Origin of the sequence: Undibacterium sp. FT79W (assembly GCF_014284215.1) — a bacterium.
In the GTDB taxonomy this organism is placed as follows: domain Bacteria; phylum Pseudomonadota; class Gammaproteobacteria; order Burkholderiales; family Burkholderiaceae_D; genus Undibacterium; species Undibacterium aquatile.
In genome coordinates this window covers 21,545-44,881 of sequence record NZ_JACOGB010000001.1, presented here as the reverse complement: position 1 = coordinate 44,881, position 23,337 = coordinate 21,545, and the positions used below count along the sequence as shown (strand labels likewise).

Annotated in this window: 18 protein-coding genes and 1 riboswitch; of the genes, 8 read left to right on the top strand and 10 right to left on the bottom strand. The window is 50.6% G+C overall.

All coding sequences use genetic code 11. The annotated features are described in order from the left end of the window. Positions 1-22 precede the first annotated feature (22 nt). The 3 genes from ruvC (at position 23) to ruvB (ending at position 2,469) form a co-directional block, all read left to right on the top strand. Positions 23-565 carry a crossover junction endodeoxyribonuclease RuvC gene (ruvC, locus tag H8K38_RS00180; RefSeq protein ID WP_186882777.1) on the top strand — a complete coding sequence of 181 codons (543 nt, stop codon included), beginning with the start codon at positions 23-25 and terminating at the stop codon, positions 563-565. 267 nt (positions 566-832) lie between these two features. Continuing rightward, positions 833-1,414 (top strand): Holliday junction branch migration protein RuvA, encoded by a 582-nt coding sequence (gene ruvA / locus H8K38_RS00175; RefSeq protein WP_186882776.1) that lies wholly within the window; start codon positions 833-835, stop codon positions 1,412-1,414. Positions 1,415-1,425: 11 nt separating this feature from the next. Next, a complete protein-coding gene (gene ruvB / locus H8K38_RS00170; protein ID WP_186882775.1) occupies positions 1,426-2,469 on the top strand; it encodes a Holliday junction branch migration DNA helicase RuvB in 1,044 nt (347 codons plus the stop codon). A gap of 217 nt (positions 2,470-2,686) precedes the next feature. Here ruvB and H8K38_RS00165 read toward each other — a convergent pair whose 3' ends face one another. Both H8K38_RS00165 and H8K38_RS00160 read right to left on the bottom strand, forming a co-directional pair. Then, positions 2,687-3,787 (bottom strand): porin, encoded by a 1,101-nt coding sequence (locus H8K38_RS00165; protein WP_186882774.1) that lies wholly within the window; start codon positions 3,785-3,787, stop codon positions 2,687-2,689. A 377-nt stretch (positions 3,788-4,164) separates the two neighbouring features. Then, positions 4,165-5,322, bottom strand: a complete 1,158-nt coding sequence (locus tag H8K38_RS00160; protein ID WP_186882773.1) for a porin — start codon at positions 5,320-5,322, stop codon at positions 4,165-4,167. A gap of 349 nt (positions 5,323-5,671) precedes the next feature. Here H8K38_RS00160 and coq7 point away from each other — a divergent pair, with 349 nt between their 5' ends. After that, positions 5,672-6,301: a 2-polyprenyl-3-methyl-6-methoxy-1,4-benzoquinone monooxygenase gene (gene coq7 / locus H8K38_RS00155; protein ID WP_186883310.1), complete on the top strand. Its 630-nt coding sequence runs from the start codon at positions 5,672-5,674 to the stop codon at positions 6,299-6,301. A 105-nt stretch (positions 6,302-6,406) separates the two neighbouring features. On the opposite strand, the gene H8K38_RS00150 is transcribed toward coq7, so the two are convergent. The 8 genes from H8K38_RS00150 to H8K38_RS00115 all read right to left on the bottom strand — a co-directional run bounded on the left by H8K38_RS00150 (position 6,407) and on the right by H8K38_RS00115 (position 17,144). Beyond that, complete coding sequence (locus tag H8K38_RS00150) at positions 6,407-7,669, bottom strand: putative Na+/H+ antiporter (RefSeq protein WP_186882772.1); 1,263 nt, start codon at positions 7,667-7,669, stop codon at positions 6,407-6,409. A 136-nt stretch (positions 7,670-7,805) separates the two neighbouring features. Then, positions 7,806-10,091, bottom strand: a complete 2,286-nt coding sequence (locus H8K38_RS00145; RefSeq protein ID WP_186882771.1) for a UvrD-helicase domain-containing protein — start codon at positions 10,089-10,091, stop codon at positions 7,806-7,808. 267 nt (positions 10,092-10,358) lie between these two features. Further along, positions 10,359-10,982 (bottom strand): thiamine phosphate synthase, encoded by a 624-nt coding sequence (gene thiE / locus H8K38_RS00140; RefSeq protein WP_186882770.1) that lies wholly within the window; start codon positions 10,980-10,982, stop codon positions 10,359-10,361. 6 nt (positions 10,983-10,988) lie between these two features. Then, positions 10,989-11,777, bottom strand: coding sequence for a hydroxymethylpyrimidine/phosphomethylpyrimidine kinase (locus tag H8K38_RS00135; RefSeq protein ID WP_186882769.1), 789 nt, complete (start codon positions 11,775-11,777; stop codon positions 10,989-10,991). Next, a complete protein-coding gene (locus tag H8K38_RS00130; protein WP_186882768.1) occupies positions 11,777-12,586 on the bottom strand; it encodes a thiazole synthase in 810 nt (269 codons plus the stop codon). The genes H8K38_RS00135 and H8K38_RS00130 overlap by 1 nt, the downstream gene beginning before the upstream one ends. Positions 12,587-12,648: 62 nt before the next feature. After that, entirely contained in the window at positions 12,649-12,849 is a 201-nt protein-coding gene (thiS, locus tag H8K38_RS00125) for a sulfur carrier protein ThiS (protein WP_186883309.1), read from the bottom strand. Between the two features lie 12 nt (positions 12,850-12,861). After that, positions 12,862-14,787, bottom strand: a complete 1,926-nt coding sequence (gene thiC / locus H8K38_RS00120) for a phosphomethylpyrimidine synthase ThiC (RefSeq protein ID WP_186882767.1) — start codon at positions 14,785-14,787, stop codon at positions 12,862-12,864. 84 nt (positions 14,788-14,871) lie between these two features. After that, positions 14,872-14,975, bottom strand: a riboswitch (TPP riboswitch). 126 nt (positions 14,976-15,101) lie between these two features. Further along, a complete protein-coding gene (locus H8K38_RS00115) occupies positions 15,102-17,144 on the bottom strand; it encodes a diguanylate cyclase (RefSeq protein ID WP_186882766.1) in 2,043 nt (680 codons plus the stop codon). A 287-nt stretch (positions 17,145-17,431) separates the two neighbouring features. On the opposite strand from H8K38_RS00115, the gene H8K38_RS00110 reads away from it, so the two are divergent. From H8K38_RS00110 to H8K38_RS00095, 4 genes are all read left to right on the top strand, one after another. Beyond that, the gene (locus H8K38_RS00110) at positions 17,432-20,317 is read left to right on the top strand and encodes a valine--tRNA ligase (RefSeq protein ID WP_186882765.1); all 2,886 of its coding nucleotides are present in this window, start codon (positions 17,432-17,434) and stop codon (positions 20,315-20,317) included. A 168-nt stretch (positions 20,318-20,485) separates the two neighbouring features. Further along, positions 20,486-20,929 (top strand): DUF2147 domain-containing protein, encoded by a 444-nt coding sequence (locus H8K38_RS00105; RefSeq protein ID WP_186897109.1) that lies wholly within the window; start codon positions 20,486-20,488, stop codon positions 20,927-20,929. 343 nt (positions 20,930-21,272) lie between these two features. Beyond that, a complete protein-coding gene (locus H8K38_RS18610; protein WP_186882763.1) occupies positions 21,273-22,871 on the top strand; it encodes a methyl-accepting chemotaxis protein in 1,599 nt (532 codons plus the stop codon). Between the two features lie 147 nt (positions 22,872-23,018). Beyond that, a complete protein-coding gene (locus H8K38_RS00095; protein ID WP_186882762.1) occupies positions 23,019-23,261 on the top strand; it encodes a YdcH family protein in 243 nt (80 codons plus the stop codon). Positions 23,262-23,337 lie beyond the last annotated feature (76 nt).

The window sequence follows — 23,337 nt, the reverse complement described above, 5'->3', positions numbered from 1 at the left end:
TCTTTTGCGGGGCAAGGCACACATGAAGATTTTAGGTATCGACCCCGGATTGCGGACAACTGGATTCGGGGTTATTCATAAGCAGGGACAGAAGCTCACTTACGTGGCATCTGGCACCATCAAAACGGTCGAAGGTTCTTTACCTGAGCGGCTGAAAACTATCCTTTCCGGTGTTTCTGAAATTGTCCGCACTTATCAGCCTGATTGTGCGGCGATAGAGAAAGTCTTCGTCAACGTCAATCCTCAATCCACCTTATTGCTGGGACAGGCGCGTGGCGCCGCGATTTGTGCATTAGTCGCCGCTAATCTGATGGTCGCCGAATACACGGCGCTGCAGGTCAAGCAAGGGGTTGTCGGCCAGGGGCGTGCCAGCAAGGAGCAGGTGCAGGATATGGTGCAACGTCTGTTAATGCTATCCGGCACACCAAGTGCGGATGCCGCTGATGCACTCGGCGTAGCGATTTGCCACGCCCATAGTGGTGAAGCCCTGGCAACCTTGAGTGCCATTGCGCCCGAACTGGCCAAAAAAGGCTTGCGTGTGAAAGCCGGCAGACTGATAGGGTAAATGTCCCCATTCTGTCGGATCAGATTCTATGCCTGACACTCATTCTCAGCTTAGTCTCCCTCAATATTGATGCGCCTCAGCAAACCTTTTTGCCTGAAAACCCTTGCAAATACAGCGACGTTTCTCTCCGCTTATATTTTTATCTCTGATCGCCACTCAGGAAAGCAACAGCAGTCCTAAGTCGTGGAATTTCGCTGACACACTCTCGTCAAGCCGGAGAGAATCGTTTACTATCACTGCTTATTCATACAGTATGAAAGCAGTCTCATGATAGGTCGCATCGCAGGCACTCTGCTAGAGAAAAATCCCCCGCAATTACTGATTGATTGTCAGGGTGTGGGCTACGAAGTCGATGTGCCGATGAGCACGTTTTATAACCTGCCGCCATTAGGTGAAAAAGTGGTTTTGCTGACGCATCTGGCCATACGCGAAGATGCACATGTGTTGTTTGGTTTTGGCACAGCAGAAGAACGCGCGACCTTCCGTCAACTGGTTAAAATCAGTGGCGTCGGTGCACGCACGGCATTGTCTATTCTCTCAGGAATGTCCGTGGCAGATCTGTCGCAAGCGATTACGATGCAGGAAGTCGGTCGCTTAACCCGCATTCCGGGAATAGGCAAAAAAACCGCCGAGCGCCTGTTACTGGAACTCAAAGGTAAACTCGGTGCCGATTTATTTACGTCCAGTATGGCGGCCGCGGCAGGTGATCATAGCGCCGACATTCTGAATGCCTTGTTAGCCCTGGGTTATTCCGATAAAGAAGCGATGCTGGCGATGAAATCCGTACCAAAAGACACAGGCGTCTCGGAAGGAATCAAGCTCGCCCTGAAATCACTGTCTAAAGGCTGAAAAATTACATCATGAGCATACAGACAGATAATCTTTCGATCAATTTCAGCGAACAGCGCATCATTGCGGCAACACCAGTGTCCGTTAATGAAGAAGCGATTGAACGGGCGTTACGGCCAAAGCAACTCGACGAATATGTTGGGCAGGAAAAAATCCGTGACCAGTTGGAAATTTTTATCACCGCTGCACGCCAGCGCGGAGAAGCACTCGATCACACCCTGCTGTTCGGGCCTCCGGGCTTAGGTAAAACCACGCTGGCACACATTATTGCCCGTGAAATGGGAGTAAACCTGCGTCAGACTTCGGGGCCGGTTCTGGAGCGTGCAGGCGATCTGGCCGCACTACTGACGAATCTGGAAGCGAACGATGTGCTGTTTATCGATGAAATTCACCGTTTGTCTCCCGTCGTTGAAGAAATTTTATATCCTGCGCTGGAAGACTATCAGATCGACATCATGATAGGCGAAGGCCCCGCTGCACGCTCGGTTAAACTGGATCTGCAACCGTTCACGCTGGTCGGTGCAACAACGCGGGCGGGCATGCTGACGAATCCTTTGCGTGATCGCTTTGGTATCGTCGCCCGTCTGGAATTTTATACGCCGGAACAACTGACGCGTATCGTCACACGTTCGACCTCCCTCCTGAATGCACCGATACACGAAGCTGGCGCGCGAGAAATCGCTAATCGCGCGCGTGGCACACCGCGTATTGCCAATCGCCTGCTGCGGCGGGTACGTGACTATGCCGAGGTGAAAGGCAATGGCGAGATCACCAAAGATATTGCCGATGCCGCGCTGAAAATGCTGGATGTGGATACCGTTGGCTTCGATCTGATGGACAGAAAGCTACTTGAAGCCATCCTGTTTAAATTCGGTGGCGGCCCCGTCGGGCTGGACAATGTCGCGGCGGCAATCGGTGAGGAACGTGACACCATTGAAGATGTGCTGGAACCCTATCTGATACAACAAGGTTACCTGCAACGTACTCCTCGCGGGAGAATTGCCACCACTTTGGCTTACGAACATTTTAATCTTGTACCGCCAGAGAATGAGTGACAGCCAGAAATCGATTGCTTCCGGCGTAAATACAAAATCACTTCAAATACTGACGCAAGGACACCCAATGATCACGATAAGCAAATAATTGGCCTCTTTCGTTCATCAAAAGTGAGTCAAACAAATTGTCGATTGCCCGAATTCCATACACAAAATAAAAAAGCACCCAAAGGTGCTTTTTTATTTTCTAAGACAGCAAGCTCACGCCTGCTGAAGATTAGAATGCGTGACGGATACCAACGTTAACCATACGCTCTGTACGTCCCAGCCCAGATGCTAAGCCACCTGCATTTACGTTTGCATCATTAGACAACCGAGAAAAAGATGTGTAAACATTAGTACGTTTAGACAGAGAGTGTGTATAACCTAAAGCCAGTTGTGTGCTATTGCGATCAGTACTGACTACATCACTAGAAACGCGTGTTACACCAGCGATGATAGTACCTGCTGCGCTGACCGGGAAAGTCGCACCAAGATTCCAAAGTTTGTAGGCAACAGAGTTGTCATCTGATTTCACTTTACCATAAGCAAGCGCTGCTTTCACAACTGTGAAGTCATAAGTTGCACCAGCGAAAATATGCTTAACAGCATTCGTTGGCTTTGCAGCAGCAGATACATCTTCTGTGTGGTATGCCACTGTTGCGAGCAACGGTCCTGCTGCGTAAGACCCAGATGCACCGATACCACGGTTTTTGCTGTTATCACCAGCTTGTTCGCCAAATGTGTAAGCCAGAGAACCAGTAAAACCACTCAGGTTGTTGGTTGTATAGTTTGCTGTGTTGGTGGAACGTGGATTTGTTGCAAAAAACAGATTACCCAAGCCTGTTGCACTTGTGCTGTCTGTTGCGCTACCACCGATAATGCCTGTACCGAACGGATCGATAGAATCTACAGCATCGAACATTGGTTTGTTTTGACGACCCAGTTGAATCGCGCCAAAATCACCGGACAAGCCCACCCATGCTGCACGACCAAATGCCAGTCCGCCTTGAGCAGACGCACCAGTATCAGCCTGAATACCCATTTCCAATTTGAAATTTGCTTTCAAGCCATTACCCAGATCTTCACTACCTTTGAAACCCAGACGGGAGCCAGATTGCACGCCACTGTCCAATGACGTAATTGCACCTTTACCACCTTTAGAAAAGGCACCGTTATTTTCATTCTGAAGAGCCATATCCAGTACGCCGTAAACGGTAACAGAAGACTGCGCCTGAGCCGTACCTGCAACTGCTGCCAATACTGACAATGCGATAAGTGATTTTTTCATTTTTATTTCTCCAAAGGGTTTAAGACAATTGCGTTGAGTTTCGATCATTCATTTCAACTTGCTGGCAAGTGATACTAAAAATGAAACGTCAAAATATATGAACTGCTAATATCAACAGTCGTATTTGACCAAATTTGAAGAAGAACAGCCAAGTTAAATCGACGTTCGAGGGTAAATAAGCGAAATTGATGTCTCAATTCCACAACAGACTATAATGGATAATCGATATTGCTCTGGAGGATAAGAAAGTTGGAAAAGACAAATTTCGAGTATCTGAATATGAGCTTTTTAAAATTAAAATGACGAAAAAACATTAAAAAGCACAAGAACATCAACACAACATCATTAATAAATTTCGTTGTTTAAAGAAAAAAAAGCCAGCGATTCGCTGGCTTTTTAATTGCGCTAACTGATGAAACTACATATCAGAATGCGTGCAAGATACCAAATGCTGCACGAGTCGCTTTATTTTGAACACCATCAGTACCGATGATACCCAGTGCCAATGTTGTATCTTTCAAGGCTGAAGAGCCCGCTTTAGCATATGTCAGCGATGCGTAAGCAGTAGTGCGTTTGCTGAATGCATACTTAGCCAGACCGATGTACTGATCAGCCTTACCATCAAAATCGCCCGAACGTTTTGTATTGTAGTAAGCGCCAGTCAGAGTCAACTGATCAGAAACCGCATAGTCAACACCCAGACCAATAACGGTAATCTTGCGATTATTGTTTGGCGATGTCACTGCAACCGGAGCACCCAGATTGCCTTCAATTGTATTGTGGCCATAGGTAAAGCGCAACATAGTCGATGGTACAACTTTGTATTTAATGCCACCAGCCCAACCGCTCAGAGAAACATTTCCTGTAGGATCTTTCAATTTCGCGAAAGACAATGCGGCGCCATTCGTGCCATCGGTGAAGATACCTGCCAGACCAGCATAAGAACTGGAAGAAATTTCGCCTGCTTTTTCACCGAAACCGTACATCGCTGCGCCAGCGAAGCCAGAAATGAAAGGAGAAACATACTTAACCGAATTATTTTGACGCAGAGCTGTACCGCCCTGATTTGTACCGAAACCGCCGAAGAATGCGCCAGAGTTCAAGCCCACCAACGCTACGTTAGGATTTGTACCTGCATGTGCCAGACTCATAGGATCAGCCAGACCAACGGAATCCACACCCAGAATATTGTTACGACCCATCGTAACAGCACCGAAATCGCCAGACAGACCAACCCAGGAAAGGCGGTCAAACAGGGAAGTGTTATTACCGGCCTGGCTGAAATTTTGCGTCAGGTTGCTGCCACCAAAACCGGCACCTGCTGCGCCTGTATCATTCGCCAGGGTGCCTTCCAGATTAAAGTTAGCTTTCAGACCGCCGCCCAGATCTTCGCTGCCTTTAATACCCCAGCGAGATGTCAACAGCTGACCAGCTTCCATAACGGCTTTATTGGTGCCGCCCGCTTGATTATTGGTGTACATAACAGCGGCATCGACGATACCGTAGACGGTCACATTAGATTGTGCGGACGCCGCAGATGCGAACGCGCCCAGTACAGCAAAAGCGATGAGTGATTTTTTCATTGAAATTGTCTCCAGATTTTATAGTGTGATTTGACTTGATGTCTGCGGCTCTTAGTTAGGCCGCTTTTTTTGATTGTGTTGCAAGTTCTTCCAAACTGATTGATAAACAATCTAGGAACGATTGAACCAAACTACGTGGATTTGGGCAAAGAGAATTTGCGAACGACCGTGTTTAAGCAAATTAAATGTGGCGCGGCGACAACAGTCGCATTCAGCACACCGGTAGTCACTTTTAGGCACCCGTGAGGCACCTGTATATCTGCGCATGCCTTGCGCCAGCTTAAAGCCAGCCCCCGGGTCTGTTGTTTTACAATAGCGCCTTAACTTTTACCGCATCGAAACCATGTCTCTGCCAAATATAGATCGTATCGTCCTCAGCTTTGATCGCGCGCTGCGCACCGTTTCGGCTCAGGCGAAAAGCTCGCGCCCTTATCCCGCCGCGACCGTCACTACTGAAGACGCGCTGAGTGAGCAGGAAAAAAAACACAGCGCCGGTCTGATGCGGGTCAATCATGTCGGGGAAATCTGTGCGCAGGCGCTGTATGACGCTCAAAGTGCGTTTTCACATACAGCAGAAGTGACCCGCCAGTTGCAACATTCCTGCATCGAAGAAGAAGATCATCTGGCGTGGACGGCAAGCCGCCTGAAAGAACTGAACTCCCATACCAGTTTCATGAATCCGCTCTGGTATGCAGGCGCCTACACTTGCGGCGTCATCGCGGCAAAATGTGGCGATGCAGCAAGCCTGGGATTTGTCGTTGAAACCGAGCGGCAGGTTGAAGCCCATCTGGCCGGGCACCTGAAGTCGCTGCCTGCACATGACAACAGGTCGCGTGCGATTGTCGAACAGATGCGCGTTGACGAGGTTGCACATGGTGCCGCGGCACAAGCCTTAGGGGCAAGTGAAACGCCGCAGCCAATCAAAATGGTGATGAAACTGATGGCCAAAGTGATGACATCAACGGCTTACTATATCTGACTGCAGATACCAACGCCCTACCGCAACAGCACATTTTTGAAAGTGGCCTCGGTCGCTGTTGCCGCAGGGAATTTCCGCTATTCGTCAGCCAGCAGCGCCTGAGGCTTACACAAAATGTAAAAACAAAGCGGCGATACCAGTCGGTAATGCTGCAGCGGCGATCAGACCCAGCGGGCTGATCGCTTTCTCATTAAACGAGTCTTTTAAAATCGCAAATCCGGCAGGATTCGGCGCATTCGCAATCACCGTCAAACCACCACCCGTGACAGCGCCAGATACCAGCGCATATTTGGCCGCATCCGGCAAACCAACGACCAGCGACCCAAGATAAGTCAGCGCGGCATTGTCCGTCACCGCCGTTAATGCGACCGCGCCGAAAAACAAGACAGCGTTATCCATGCCTGCCAGCAACGGTTGCAACCACCACGCCTGTTTACCACCAAGAACCACCAGGCCAGCCAGAAAAAATGCGACCAGCAAGCCTTCTCTCAACATCAGCCTGTCCTGATACTGTTTGTACGCTTCGGTGAACCCGAGGAAAAATAAAAACAGTCCCAGAAATACGACCGGATAATGTGCAAACCAGACCGTGGCCGCGAGAAAAATAAAATGAATTGCCACGACAGAAAAAGGCACAGGCGCATCCGCTGTTGTCGGTTCCGGCGCTTTCAGTGACGTCAGTTCTTTACGGAAGAACAGGCTCAGCAATAAGGCATTTAATACGACGGCGCAAGCGGCCCTCCAGCCGAACATCTGCAGCATGAACGCACTGTTCCACCCCCATTTCTCTGCAACCATCAACACTGGCGGTGCCGCAAACGAAGTGAGTACACCACCGATAGAAATGTTGACGAATAAAACGCCCAACGTCATGTACTTCATCCGCTCGGAAATCGCTTGCGAATAAAAACGGTCGCGTAACATCAGCGCTGCCAGTGTCATCGCTGCCGGTTCAGTAATAAATGAACCAAGCAAGGGCACCAAAGACAGACACAGAAAATACGAAGCGAGCTGAGTATTTAACGGCAGCGCGCGCGCAATACGAGAAACAAAAGCCTGCACTGCCCACAACACTGGCCGGGTACCGGCCACCACCAGAATCACAAATACAAATAAAGGCTCAGTAAAATTCTGCGCTTCAAGATAATGAATCGCGTCTTTCTGATTCATTAATAAAGCCATCACGGCGACCAGCACAAAAGCCCAGAAGCCGAAGACGACTTCGACTTCTCCCAACAAATGCCAGAGACCGGCATGATGCCGACTTTTGTGTGCCAGCGAAATAAAAAATTTGGTAGAAAAAGTATGCAGCACAGCGATACCGAAGATCGCCGCCGCCACATACTGAATCAACATATCAGTCGTCATTCTGCGTCCTTTTCCATTAATTTAGGCAGATCAACACACCACTGCCGCGCACACAATCAACGCAGGCACCAGCACGTTGCGGAATAAACTGCGCTGACCCGTTAAACCCATTCAGCGAGGTTATTCGATCACAAAATCAGATTTTTTCCAGTTTAGCGATACTCAGATCCAGCAGCTTCATACCGAACTTACCGAAATTGATATGCGCACGCGCATTCGTGCCGCTGCCTTCGATATTTACGATCACCCCTTCACCAAACTTAGGATGCGCGACGCCCTGCCCGATACGCCATGCATTCGCATCCGCGACCTGATTGAAATTCTGTGCAATGCGATTCGCGCCTGCAGCAGGAGCATCATCCCATGCCGATTTTTTATTGCCAAACCATTGCGGCTGAATTTTTGGCGACAGCCATTTCAAGGATTCTTCCGGCAACTCTTCCAGAAAGCGCGAGCGCATGTTGTAGCGTGTCTGCCCATGCAGCATGCGGGTTTGCGAAAAACTCAGATACAAGCGTTGCCGCGCACGGGTAATCGCCACATACATCAGACGCCGTTCTTCTTCGACGCCGCTTTCTTCCTGCGCGCTGTTCTCGTGCGGGAACAAGCCTTCTTCCAGACCAGTGATAAATACCGCATCAAATTCCAGCCCTTTGGCGGAATGCACCGTCATCAGTTGCATCGCATCCTGCCCGGCTTGCGCCTGGTTGTCACCCGCTTCCAGCGAGGCATGTGACAGAAAAGCTGACAAAGGCGACATCACCGTAGGTAAGGCCGCATCGGCATCGATGATGACATTGCCATCGCCGCTCTCCAGCAAAACGGTATTGGCAGATGCCGGGCCGGTCAGCGCCGGGGCATCTTTGCCAAAGCCTTCTTCCGACACAAACAGACTCGCCGCATTCACCAGCTGATCCAAGTTTTCTATGCGGTCAGCGCCTTCTTTTTCTGTCTGGTAATGCGTCTTCAGCGTACTGAGATCAATCACGATCTGCACCATCTCTGGCAAAGGCAGATACTGGGTTTCAAAGCGAGCACCTTCGATCAGCTTAATGAACGCTGCCAGCGATGAACCCGCTTTACCGCCGACATACGGCACCGCCGCATAGAGCGAGCAGCCATGCTGTTTAGCGGCATCCTGCAACTGCTCCAGAGAACGTGCACCGATGCCACGGGTAGGGAAATTCACCACCCGCAAAAAGGCGGAATCATTGTGCAGGTTATCCATCAACTGCAGATACGCAATCGCATGTTTGATTTCGGCGCGTTCAAAAAAGCGCTGGCCGCCATACACACGATACGGAATATTCGCGCTGAACAAGGCATGTTCTATCACGCGCGACTGGGCGTTCGAGCGATAAAGAATCGCGATTTCACTGCGCAGCAAACCTTCGCGGATCAGATTTTTTGCTTCTTCTATGATCCAGTTTGCCTCCTGTATATCGCTGCTGGCTTCCATCACGCGTACAGGTTCGCCATGCCCGGCATCGGTGCGCAGATTTTTGCCGAGACGCTTGCTGTTATTCGCAATCAGAATATTGGCGCTATCCAGAATATGGCCATGCGAGCGGTAATTCTGTTCCAGCTTGATCAGATTCTGCACTTCAAACTCGCGTTCAAATGCCGACATATTGCCAACATTCGCACCACGGAAAGCGTAAATACTCTGGTCGTCATCGCCGACCGCAAACACCGCAGCACTACGGCTGCTACCAGCACCGGCCATGAGTTTCAGCCATTTGTATTGCAGATCATTGGTATCCTGAAACTCATCGACCAGTATGTGTTTGAAGCGAGCCTGATAGTGTTCGCGCAAAGGCTGATTGCGACTGAGTAATTCATACGTGCGTAATAACAGCTCGGCAAAATCGACTACACCTTCACGCTGGCACTGGGCGTCATACAGATCGTACAGCCCCACCAGTTTGCGATTGAAATCATCGTAAGCATCGACCTGCGCGGCGCGCAAACCCTGATCTTTGGCGCTGTTGATGAAATACATCAGAGTCTTAGGCGGGAATTTTTCGTCGTCGATATTATTCGCTTTCAACAAGCGCTTGATGAACGATAACTGATCGCCGGAATCGAGAATCTGAAACGTCTGCGGCAAGCCGGCATCGCGATGATGTGCGCGCAACAGGCGATTGCACAGGCCATGAAAAGTACCTATCCACATGCCACGGGTATTGATCGGCAACATCGCCGACAGCCGCGTCAGCAATTCCTTGGCGGCCTTGTTGGTAAATGTCACCGCCAGCACGCCCTGCGGGGAAACCTGGCCGGTTTGTATCAGCCACGCAATGCGGGTCGTCAGCACGCGGGTTTTACCGGAACCGGCACCCGCTAAAATCAGCGCCGACTGCGCCGGCAAGGTCACAGCGGCTAGCTGTTCTGGATTGAGATTGTGAAGTAAATTTTGCATACCCCGATTATACGGGACAGACCCTGTGCTGCTGTGCCGATCTGCAGAATATCCGGCAAACCGGCGTGTAATAGCATGCCCGGAAAACGCATAAGATTGCGTGTTACCAGCGCCCCGCACTACAGCAAAAAATCTGCAGAAAATACCTTAACAATATCGGGAATTCTGCATACTCCCCCTCAAAAATAAGAAAACCTGCTTCATCTCCTTATAAACAAAGGGCTTTAAAATATACTCCCGGGGAGTATATTTATACCCAAAATGTGCTCAAAACAAGCCACAAAAACCGGCAGCGGCCTGACGCGGATTTTCTGCCATATACACGCTGCTGATGGCTGCCACCATTTCCGCGCCATTCGCAATCAGCGGCTGGCAGTTTTGCAGCGTCATGCCGCCAATCACCACCTGCGGCAGATCGAATTCTTTGCCCGCGTCGCTCACAATATCGGCGGGTGTGGTGACCGCATATTTTTTGATCCGTGACGGATAAAATCCACCGAACGCAATGTAACTGGCACCACTCGCAACCGCGCTGCGCGCCAGCTGCATATCGCCATAACACGAGGCACCAAGAATTTTATCGGCACCGATCTGCGCCCGCGCCTCGGCCACAGAGATATCGGTGCCGCCGACATGCAAACCATCGGCATCAATTTCCATGCACAAATCCAGATGGTCGTTGACGATAAAAGGTTTTCCAAAGCGACGGCACAATGCCAGCAAAGCCGTGGCCTGTTGCCGCCGCAATTCCATGTCTGCCGTTTTGTGGCGATACTGAACAATCGCCGCGCCGCCCAGCAAGGCCTGTTCCGTAACAGCGAGTAAGCGTGCGGTATCGTCCCAGTCCGGGGTCACGATATATAAACCACGTAATGTATGTGTCTTTGTCATTTGAAGTTATCTGCGCGGAATAAATTGCCCGCCTGCGATTGCGTAAGCACGCTGCAGACTTTGTTGTGTGTAGAGTTGCGCCTGATGCAAAGCGTGTTGCATGGAATGCCCCAGCGCCAGCTGAGCGGCAATCGCAGACGCCAGCGTGCAACCGCTGCCGTGAAATTCACCGGATAAGCGCGGCCATTGCCAGCGCTGTTCACCCCCGGCATGTGAATACCAGCAATTACTCACCAGTGCCGCCGCTGCATGCCCGCCTTTCAGCAGGGCATCGGCTGCCGTCATTTGCATCAGCATTTTTACCTGTGACGAAGGTTCGGCAGCGTGCGGCACCAGTCTTTGCAATTCAGGCAGATTCGGCGTCAGCAACGTCGCGACTTTCAGCAAAGGCTGTATCGCAGCGACCGCATCATCCGCCGATAAACGATCACCGTGACCGCTGCCCAGCACGGTATCGACCACCACCGGCAGACGCGGATTTTTTATCCGCAACTGCTGTATCAGCGCCGCGATGGCACACGCATTTTCTGCATTGCCAGCGATACCGACTTTAATCGCAGCCACCGGTATTTTGTCTAGTAAGCACTGTGCTTGCTGAAGTATCAGCGTATGCGGCACGGCCTCCAGCGCATAGACATGGTCATTGTCCTGTACCGTCAGCGCAGTGATGACCGGCAAGGCATGCGCGCCCTGCGCGGCGATCGCTTCGATATCCGCCTGTATGCCCGCGCCACCGCTGGGATCGTGTCCGGCAAACACCAGCACACATGGGCGCTGCGGGATCGTCGCTGCCATCAGACGATGCGCCCTGCCATCGGTGAGGATGGCGACGCGGAAAATTTACGCGGCATGCGTCCTGCCAGAAACGCTTCGCGCCCCGCCTCGACTGCCAGCCCCATTGCCCGCGCCATGCGGACTGGGTCTTTAGCACCGGCAATCGCGGTATTCATCAACACGCCATCGCAACCCAGCTCCATCGCAATCGCTGCATCCGATGCGGTGCCAACGCCCGCATCCACCAGCACCGGCACTTTGGCCTGTTCGATAATCAGCGACAGATTCCACGGATTCAGTATGCCCATACCAGAACCAATGAGTGACGCCAGCGGCATCACCGCCACGCAGCCTATGTCTTCCAGCATACGCGCCTGTATCGGATCGTCGCTGCAATACACCATCACATCAAAGCCATCCTGCACCAGTGTTTTCGCGGCTTTCAGGGTTTCCGGCATATTCGGGAACAAGGTCTTTTCATCGCCCAACACTTCGAGTTTGCACAGCTTATGGCCGCCCAGTAATTCGCGCCCGAGCTGCAAGGTGTAGACCGCATCTGCTGCGTTATAGCATCCGGCTGAATTCGGCAAGATTGTGTATTTGGATGGCGGCACCGCATCCAGCAAGCTAGGCGCATTCGGGTCCTGACCGATGTTCACGCGACGAATTGCGACCGTAATAATTTCCGCTCCCGCAGCTTCGGTTGCCAGACGTGTTTGCTTCAGATCTTTATATTTTCCGCTGCCAACCAACAAGCGTGAACGGTAAGTTTTACCGGCAATCGTCAGGCCGCTGTCTGCGTCGATTTCTTTATTTATTTCTGTTTGCATCTTCAAATCCTTTTCTGTTTTTCCGTCAGACAGTCAGCACTGCCTGAGTTATTTTTCAGCCGTCAGCCGCCACCAATGGCGCGCACCACATCGACTTTGTCATTCGCCTGCAATGCGTGATCTGCCCAGCATGAACGCGGAATAATCTGGCGGTTCACCGCCACCGCAATCGCTTTATCCATCAGACTCAGATCGGCAATTAAATCAGCCACCAGTTGTGCAGACCTGATCTGATGCGGCGCGCCATTTAACTGAATTTCCATCATCGTCACCGCTTACTGTTTTTTATAAATTTCAGCGCCGGATTGAATGAATTCCACCGCCTTCACTTCCATGCCTTTTTTCAGCGCATCGATTTCGCTGATACCCTGATTCGCTGCGTAATCACGCACTTCCTGCGTGATTTTCATGGAGCAGAAATGCGGCCCGCACATAGAGCAGAAATGCGCGACTTTGGCAGAATCTTTCGGTAGAGTTTCATCGTGAAATTCGCGCGCTTTGTCAGGGTCAAGACCGATGTTGAACTGATCTTCCCAGCGGAATTCAAAACGAGCTTTCGACAAGGCGTTATCGCGGATTTGCGCACCCGGATGGCCTTTCGCGAGATCAGCGGCATGCGCGGCAATTTTGTAAGTGATGATGCCGTCTTTGACGTCGACTTTATTCGGCAAACCCAGATGCTCTTTCGGTGTCACGTAGCACAGCATGGCCGTGCCATACCAACCGATTTGCGCCGCGCCGATGCCGGAAGTGATGTGGTCGTAACCCGGTGCAATATCGGTCGTCAATGGTCCCAGTGTGTAGAACGGCGCTTCGTGGCACTGTTCTAGTTGCAGATCCATGTTTTCTTTGATCAGGTGCATGGGCACATGACCGGGCCCTTCTATCATCACCTGTACATCGTGTTTCCACGCTATCTGCGTCAATTCGCCCAGCGTTTTCAATTCACCGAGCTGCGCTTCATCGTTGGCGTCGTAAATCGAACCTGGACGCAAACCGTCTCCCAGACTGAATGACACATCGTAGGCTTTCATGATCTCGCAGATGTCTTCGAAATGCTCGTACAGGAAGCTTTCTTTATGATGCGCGAGACACCATTTCGCCATGATAGAACCGCCACGCGAAACGATGCCTGTCATACGTTTCGCTGTCAGCGGCACATATTGCAGACGCACTCCTGCGTGGATCGTGAAGTAATCGACGCCCTGCTCTGCTTGCTCAATCAGCGTGTCGCGAAAGATTTCCCAGGTCAGATCTTCTGCCTTGCCATTCACTTTTTCTAAAGCCTGATAAATCGGCACAGTACCGATGGGCACCGGCGAATTGCGGATGATCCATTCGCGGGTTTCATGGATGTGTTTTCCAGTCGACAGATCCATCACGTTGTCGCCGCCCCAGCGTATCGCCCAGGTCATTTTTTCGACCTCTTCACCTATCGATGAAGTCACTGCGGAGTTGCCGATATTCGCGTTAATTTTCACCAGAAAATTACGTCCAATGATCATCGGTTCGACTTCAGGATGATTGATGTTCGCCGGAATAATCGCGCGGCCGCGTGCAACTTCTGAGCGCACGAATTCCGGCGTGATCTCATTCGAAGGATTGGAAAATGCGGCTGCACCAAAAGACTGCCCCGGATGCTGGCGCCCCATCAGATCTGCCAGCTTGTTACCCATAGGGCCGGACGCTTTTAATTGTTCCAGATATTCTTTGCGTTGCAGGTTTTCGCGAATCGCGATGTATTCCATTTCTGGTGTGATGATGCCTTGCCGCGCATAGTGCATCTGCGTCACATTTTTTCCTGCCAGCGCTCGACGTGGTTTGCGTTTCAGGTTGAAGCGCAGTTCAGCCAGTTTGGGATCATTCAGCCGCGCTATGCCATATTCGGAAGTCGGGCCAGCCAGCTCTTCGGTATCGTTTCTTTCTGCAATCCAGTTGCCACGCACAGAAGACAGGCCGGAACGGATATCAATTTTGACGTCAGGGTCAGTGTACGGACCGGAAGTATCGTAGACATAAATCGGCGGATTTTTTTCCGAACCGAACATGGCGGGCGTATCCGACTGGCTGATTTCGCGCATGGGCACGCGGATATCGGGGCGGCTGCCCTGTACATAGATTTTGCGGGAATTCGGCAGCGGCTGTATCGCGGCTTCATCAACTGTCGCGGTGGCGGACAGAAATTGTGGGTTGGCATTCATTTTGGCTCCTTTGCGCTTTGCATATAGGCATGGAGCCAGCAAAGGAGTTTGTAAAGAGGTGGCAGTTGTCGCGGTAACGACGTTGGCAGTCTTTAGCAGCTTCCCTTCGCTGGCATTATCCAGATCAGGTTCGAGGGTATTTCTCACCCGTCATCGCACAAGTGCGGACAGGACCCCTAGCATTTTTTATCCGGGCAAAAACAGTGCTTTTGTCTTTGCCCGGAAGACCGCCATTATAGCGGGTTTATTGCGGATTTAATCAGAGTGTCAATTTTACGATTGCATGATGAAAATCAGACAAACCAATATCAGTATCAATGCGGCTCTGGCGTTTTAGCGAATGATAAATCCAGCCTGGGTGGCCCCGACACTTCGATCAACTCCACCATGCCATTCGCAATCGCCGTGGAGATATCCGTTTCCAGCACTGGCAACGCGATCTCAGGCGGAACCAACAAACGCGAAATACCGTAAGCACGGTTACGACCATGTGCCTTCCCCAGGTACAACGCCATATCGGCAATCTGCAATACTTTTTCCCAGCCGAATGCCGACTCTGGTACGTCAGAAAATGGCAAGGCAATGAAGCCCGCGGTTACCGTGACCTGTATTTCCTTGTCGCCGGCAACGATAGGTTCAGCTCCAACCGCTTGCAACAGACGTTCAACCAAACCGGCGCTCTGGGATGGCGACGATTTCGGTGAAAACACCAGAAATTCCTCTCCGCCCCAACGCAGCACCATATCGGTGTCCCGCACCACTTTCCGCAACCGGTGCGCTACTTCCATCAACACCGCGTCCCCAACGGCATGCCCCAATCCATCATTAATCTGTTTGAAATAATCGATATCCAGCAAGATCAGACAATCCGGATTATTTTCCTGCACATCGCGCCGCTCCGCCTCGGCCTGCGCCATTCTTGCCTTCATCATGTCGAGGAAAGAACGGCGGTTGTAAAGCCCGGTGAGCGGATCACGTATGGCATGAAATTCCAGCTGTGAATTAGCTTCACGCAATTGCAGATTAATCCTCTTTACCCGGCGATATAACAGGAACAAAAATGCCACCATCAGCACAGTCACAATCGCCCCCAGCAGCGTAACGATTTGCTGCAAGCGATGATTGCGGATGTCCGCGTCCTTCAGGTCATTTTCTTTCGCCAGTAATTCAATCTGCTTCTGCTTTTGCTCGGAATGGAACTGTTCCTGTAATGCGGCAACGGCCTTGGCCCGGTCTGAGCGAAATAGTTCGTTGCTGAGTTCTTGCTGCTGACGCACGGTTTGTAACGCCTCTTTGTACATAGCGGCGCGCTCATACATCGCGGCCTGCTCGGCTAGTACAGCCTCGGCATCCGGCTTCTGATCCGAGTCGAGAAAGTACTTCACTACGTCGTTAATCAACTCAACGCCTTGGGAAATCTTTCCCTGACCTGCCAGCGCAAACCCCAGATTCACACGGGCGATGGTGATCGATTGCTTGTCCTTCAGTGTCTCAGCTTCTTTGAGTGCCTGCCTTGCATAATTTTCCGCCTGACGGTACTGATTCATGATCAGGTAATAATCGCTGATATTAATCAGGCTGGTCACCGCCATGGCGACTAATCCCGCCTCGTTGGCCAGTTTCAGGGCGCGCTTATACGCTTCGGCTGCCTCCTTATTTCTGTGCAGCGCCGATAATGCAATTCCCTGGCTGATGTTCAGCGATGCCGCCGTTTTGGGTGAGCGCGACAAAGGCGACAAAGAAAAAGCTTCATCTATCGTCACCAGCGCTTTTTCAGGGTCTTTCATGACGGAGTACAACTTGGCAATGGCGTCCAGTTTGTACATGCGGTTTTCGATTTTGCGTGTGGTCAGCTCATCGGTGAGCCGTAATGCTTCGAGAAAATGCTGCAATGACGCCGCAAAATTACCGGTAATGTAATACGCCGAGCCAAACGCACTGTGCAAACGCATACGAACCTCCGCGCTGGCGGATGCATGCAGAGTAGATCGTATCTGTAATAAGTTCTTTATCGCATCATCGGGTTTACCATCATCAATCAGTGCGTAACTTTCCATGATGCGGGCGATTGCCACACCATCCTGATCATGTTCAGATCCTGCCAGTGTTTTTAATTCAGCAATGCTATCAAGCGCGGACTGTATCCGTCCCGCATCGTAATACAGGCTGACGATGACCTTGAGCGCCTCCAGACGCACCTTGGGTGTCGATTTGGCGAACTGTTTTTGTTTCAGGAACTCAAGTTGTTTTAAGGCTTCGGTATTATCGGTATCAGATAATTTCCGGATATTGTTGATATGTTCAAGATCGGCCTTTTCGTCAGCTTTTGCAGGAGACGCCGATAGCGAAAGGGCCAACGCACCACAGACACACAGAGATATAAAAGTCCACGTTCTGAGGTTCGCCATCGGTATTTATAAGCAACGAAAAGTAAAAGGCAGGAAAATCTATCCTAACACTTTATCGCAAAAAAATAACATTTTTGGGACAAATGCGGGAGCGACTAAAAAACAGGTAGCAAAACTTCTACGACAATTGACAGGACTAAGCAGCAAAAAGCCGGGCAGAATTATGTAATAGCGCGATATCAGACAGCACTGTCATTTATAATCAAAGGTTTAGCACACTCAACTTTCAGACAATCATGGAATTAGCGAAGTCTTTCGAACCCGCAGAAATCGAACAACAATGGCGCTCCGAGTGGGAGAAACGCGGTTATTTCGCGGCCAGCATGGACGATGGCAAACCCTCATTTTCTATCCAGTTGCCGCCGCCGAACGTGACCGGCACGCTGCATATGGGGCACGCATTTAACCAGACCATCATGGATGGTCTGACACGTTACTATCGTATGCGCGGTTACAACACGGCGTGGATACCCGGCACCGATCACGCCGGTATCGCGACGCAAATCGTCGTGGAGCGTCAGCTCGATGCGCAAAAAATTTCACGCCATGATCTTGGCCGTGAAAAATTCCTCGAAAAAGTCTGGGAATGGAAAGAAAAATCCGGCTCCACGATCACCGGCCAGATGCGTCGCATGGGCGCGTCCGCCGATTGGGATCGTGAATATTTCACGATGGATGCCGAGCGCTCGAAATCCGTCACCGAAGTATTCGTGCGTCTGGTCGAGCAAGGTCTGATCTATCGCGGCAAACGTCTGGTGAACTGGGATCCGGTACTCGGCACTGCGGTATCTGACCTTGAAGTGGTATCGGAAGAAGAAGACGGCTCGATGTGGTATATCCGTTATCCTCTGGCAGATGGTAGCAATTATCAATTTCCGATTGCCTTCGATGAAGATGGCAAGGCCACAGAATGGGAAGAGCGCAACTTCATCGTCGTCGCCACAACGCGCCCTGAAACCTTGCTTGGAGACGTCGCTGTTGCCGTTGATCCAACCGACGAGCGCTATACTGCGCTGGTTGGCAAGCAACTCACCCTGCCGCTCTGCAATCGCACAATCCCCGTAATTACTGATGAATATGTGGATAAGAATTTCGGTACCGGTTGTGTGAAGATCACGCCAGCGCATGACTTCAACGATTACGCCGTTGGTCAACGTCACAATCTCGACAAAATCAGCATCCTGACACTGGATGCAAAGATCAATGAAAACGCACCAGCGGTGTATCAGGGCATGGATAGATTTGTGGCACGCAAACAAATCGTGGCCGATCTGGATGCACAAGGCTTACTCGAATCCGTTAAACCACACAAATTGATGGTGCCACGTGGTGACCGTACGAATGTGGTGATTGAACCGATGCTGACCGATCAGTGGTTCATGGCGATGAGCAAACCTGCGCCGGAAGGTACGCATTTCCCGGGCAAATCGATCGCTGAAGTCGCGCTCGAAAAAGTCGCTTCCGGCGAAATCAAATTCGTGCCCGAAAACTGGACCAATACCTACAACCAATGGCTCAATAACATTCAGGATTGGTGTATCTCGCGTCAATTGTGGTGGGGTCATCAGATTCCGGCATGGTATGGCGACAATGGTGAAATTTTCGTCGCCCGCAATGAAGCAGAGGCGACAGCAAAAGCCGCGGCAGCTGGCTATACCGGCGCATTGAAGCGCGATGACGACGTGCTCGATACCTGGTTCTCTTCTGCGCTGGTACCGTTCTCAACGATGGGCTGGCCGGAAGAAACACCGGACATCAAACACTTCCTGCCGTCATCTGTGCTGGTCACCGGTTTCGACATCATTTTCTTCTGGGTGGCACGCATGGTCATGATGACCACGCACTTCACTGGCAAGGTACCGTTCAACACCGTGTATGTGCATGGTCTGGTGCGCGATTCCAGCGGTCAGAAAATGTCCAAATCGAAAGGCAATACACTCGATCCGATTGATCTGATCGATGGCATCAAAGTCGATGATCTGGTCGCCAAACGCACGGTTGGCCTGATGAATCCTAAACAGGCAACGGCAATTGAAAAAGCCACCCGCAAAGAATTTGCCGATGGCATTCCGGCCTACGGCACAGATGCATTGCGCTTCACAATGGCGAGCTACGCTTCACTCGGTCGCAATATCAACTTCGATCTGGGTCGCTGCGAAGGCTATCGCAATTTCTGCAACAAGCTGTGGAATGCAACCCGCTTCGTGCTGATGAATACCGAAGGTAAAGATTGCGGTTTCGGTGCAGATGTGACCGATGCCGATCTCGATTATTCGCAAGCCGACAAATGGATCATCTCGACACTGCAACGCGCAGAAGCAGAAATCGAAAAAGGTTTTGCCGACTATCGTTTCGACAATATCGCTTCCGCTATTTATAAATTCGTCTGGGATGAATACTGTGACTGGTATCTGGAAGTTTCTAAAGTCCAGGTGCAACAAGGTACAGAAGCACAACAGCGCGCCACCCGCCGCACGTTGCTGCGCGTACTCGAAGTCACGCTGCGTCTGGCGCACCCTGTGATTCCTTTCGTCACCGAAGCGCTGTGGCAAACCGTTGCACCGCTGGCTGGTAAGACTTTAAATCCAGCAGGCGACTCCATCATGGTGCAGCCATATCCGCTTGCCGTGGCAGAGAATATCAATGAGACAGCCGAAGCCTGGATGCATGCGCTGAAAGCCATGACTGACGCTTGCCGCAATCTGCGCGGTGAAATGCAATTATCACCAGCATTGCGTGTACCTCTGTTATTGCAAGCAGCGAATGCAGAAGAGAAGGCGCGTCTGCAATCCTTTGCACCGTATCTGCAGGCGTTAGCCAAGCTGTCTGAAGTGCAGGTACTGGATGCTTTGCCGGAATCACCGGCACCAGTCTCCATCGTTGGCGAATCCAAGCTGATGCTGAAAGTCGAGATCGATGTTGCTGCCGAACGCGAACGTCTGAGTAAAGAAATCACGCGTCTGGAAACAGAAATCGGCAAAGCAGAAGCCAAGCTCGGCAATGAAAGTTTTGTCGCGCGCGCACCAGCCGCGGTGGTCGCCCAAGAGAAAGAAAGAATGGCGAATTTCTCTGCGACACTGTTCAAACTGCGCGAGCAATTCGGTAAATTGCCAGCAGCTTGAAACAGCGTGTTTAGTCTGTAAGGCAGTGAGTTAAATTAAAGTAGTTGCTCTAAAAATATTGTGCGTGGCGCAAGTTTCGCCACGTACAATCAGCGCTCAGGAAAGCGGTTTTCATGTACGTAACCACAGATGAAAACCGCAAAAAAAATAAACTTATTTGGTGAGACTATGAAAAAAACTGCACTTCTGGCTACATTTCTTTCCCTCTTGTTTTCCTCTTTCGCGCATGCAGAAGAAGCCGCTGTCGGTCTCTGGAAAAATATCGACGATAAAACCGGAAAGCCGAAAGCGCTGATCCGCATCACTGAAACCGGTGGTGAACTGCAAGGAAAAATCGAAAAATTGTTTCTCGAAGCCGATGCAGATAAAAATCCTAAATGCGACAAATGCGAAGGCACAAATAAAGATCAGCCGATTATCGGCATGACTATTTTGTTTGGTCTGAAAAAAGACGGTGACGAATACAATGGCGGCAAAATTCTTGATCCGGGCAATGGTAAGTTATACAGCAGCAAACTGACGCTCGCTGATAACAATAAAAAACTCAATGTCCGCGGTTACATCGGTACGCCATTTCTTGGACGTACACAGGTCTGGCTGCGGGAACAATAAACCTGCCGGTCACATATTTTGATATTAAAAAAGGAAGCCAAGCGCTTCCTTTTTTTATTTTGCAAAAAATAAATGTGATGATGTGTACGATTTCAAGCATGCGACATACAGCATTGCAGATTAAACATTTACATACACACCACGAAAAAAAATCTAACTTTACTTGCACAGAATTGGTACGCACGTTGTTGCAAAAAATCACGACGATCAACAGTGGTTTTTTTGAGAAAATAATTCCACAGGTAAATTTTTGCACTAAGATAAAGCACCATCGCGCGGTGCGGTCTTCAGAATCCGTAGCCGCTATTCTGGCAGATACTATTTTAAAGAAAAGAAACTGACCATGAGCTACCTGACCGAACTCAAGATTCGCACCCGCCTGATGCTGGGCTTTGGTATCGTGCTACTGTTTGCAACGGTCTTGCTGATTCTCGGTCTGTATAAACTGAGCCAGTTACAAGGTTCAACCGACTACATCTTTCAGACCAAAGTCGCGAGTCTGAATGCCGCCACCGAAATGCGCGAACAAGGCCGCGCCTTAGCGCTGGTACTCAGAAAAATGAGTTCTCCGCGTGACCTTGCCGAAGCAGCGCAGGAATCAAAGCGACTGGCCAGTACACTGGAAATATACGACACATCTGAAACGCTGGCGAAAAAGCTGATTGACGATGCGGCTGGTCAGAAAACGCTGAAGCAGGCTCTGGATCAGAAAACAGCGATCTTATCGATCTCAAAAAAAATCCGTGATTTTGTTGCAGAAGGAAATTACTTCGATGCCTCTGCTTTGCTGCAAACGGAATTCGTCGTGCCGCATGAAAAATGGATGAACGAATTATCTGAACTGGCAAAGCAACAGCATGAAGCCATGCAAGTCGCCTACGATGGCTCCAACAGTAATTACAGAAAATCGCTGGCCAGCATGCTGATCATCGGCTTGCTAACCCTGGCACTGGGTGGTGTTGCGGCATGGATGATTGCGCGCAGCATTATCGGACCGATCACGAATGCTGCCGCATTTGCCGACCGTATTGCCAACAGTGATCTCAGCACCAGCATAAAAGCTGAAGGGCGCGATGAACTGAGTGATTTGCTGCGTTCGCTGCTGCAAATGCAAAACAACCTGCTGGCAACAGTGAGCCAGATCAAGCAGGGAACCGAAACGATTACCGTCGCCTCGCAGGAAATTGCTCATGGCAATGCGGATCTGTCTAGCCGCACAGAATCGCAGGCCGGGTCACTGGAAGAAACCGCCAGTTCCATGGAAGAACTGACCAGCACCGTCAGGCAAAATGCGGATAATGCGCGCCAGGCGAATCAGTTGGTAGTATCGGCCACACAAGTCGCGGTAAAAGGCGGCACCGTGGTGCAGGAAGTCGTGGCAACGATGGGATCGATTAAAGACAGTTCCAAAAAGATTGTCGACATCATCAGTGTGATTGACGGCATCGCCTTCCAGACCAATATTCTGGCGCTGAACGCCGCAGTAGAAGCGGCACGCGCTGGCGAACAGGGACGCGGCTTTGCCGTCGTCGCCTCCGAAGTCCGTAACCTGGCACAGCGCAGTGCTACGGCAGCCAAAGAAATCAAGCTGCTGATCGACGATTCAGTCAGCAAGGTGGATCAAGGCGGTGCACTGGTCGATAACGCCGGCAAAACCATGGATGAGATTGTCAAAAGTGTGCAGCATGTGGCGGACATCATGAGCGAGATCACGGCCGCCAGCATGGAACAAAGTTCCGGCATAGAACAGATTAATCTTGCCATTACCCAGATGGATGAAATGACGCAGCAAAATGCGGCACTGGTGGAACAAGCCGCTGCTGCTGCCGAAAGTATGGAGGAACAGGCGATGGCACTGACACAGGCAGTCAGCATTTTCACCCTGCCAGCAACACACCGTGCTGCTACACTTAGCAGCCAGCCAGCTTTGCGTCTGAGCTGAGTACGGCGGCACTGCAATAATTCACCTTTCACTTACCTTTGGCTCAGCTGAAATACTTTGAATCAATTGATCTATATCACGCTATAAAAAGAGGAACCGAATACCATAAGGTCAGACTGACATTTACAAATTTTAACTGGAGCACATATGCAAGTAGAACATCATCCTTTAGCAGTGGAATTTCCTGAATTTAAAGACAAAATTCACACAATGAAATTGCAGAATGCACACTTTGCAAAATTATTCACTGAATACGACGAAGCGGACAAAGCTGTCAATCGTGCAGAAAATGATGTGGAACATCTGGCCGATGAAGCCTTGGAAAATCTGAAAAAAGTCCGTATCAGCCTGAAAGATCAGTTATTCCATTTGTTGCAAACAGCATCCTGATCGGGATGCCTGTGTCTCCGGATAGTTTTCACTAGCCGGAGCTGGTATTCAACAGTACGTGGGATAAGACAGTTTA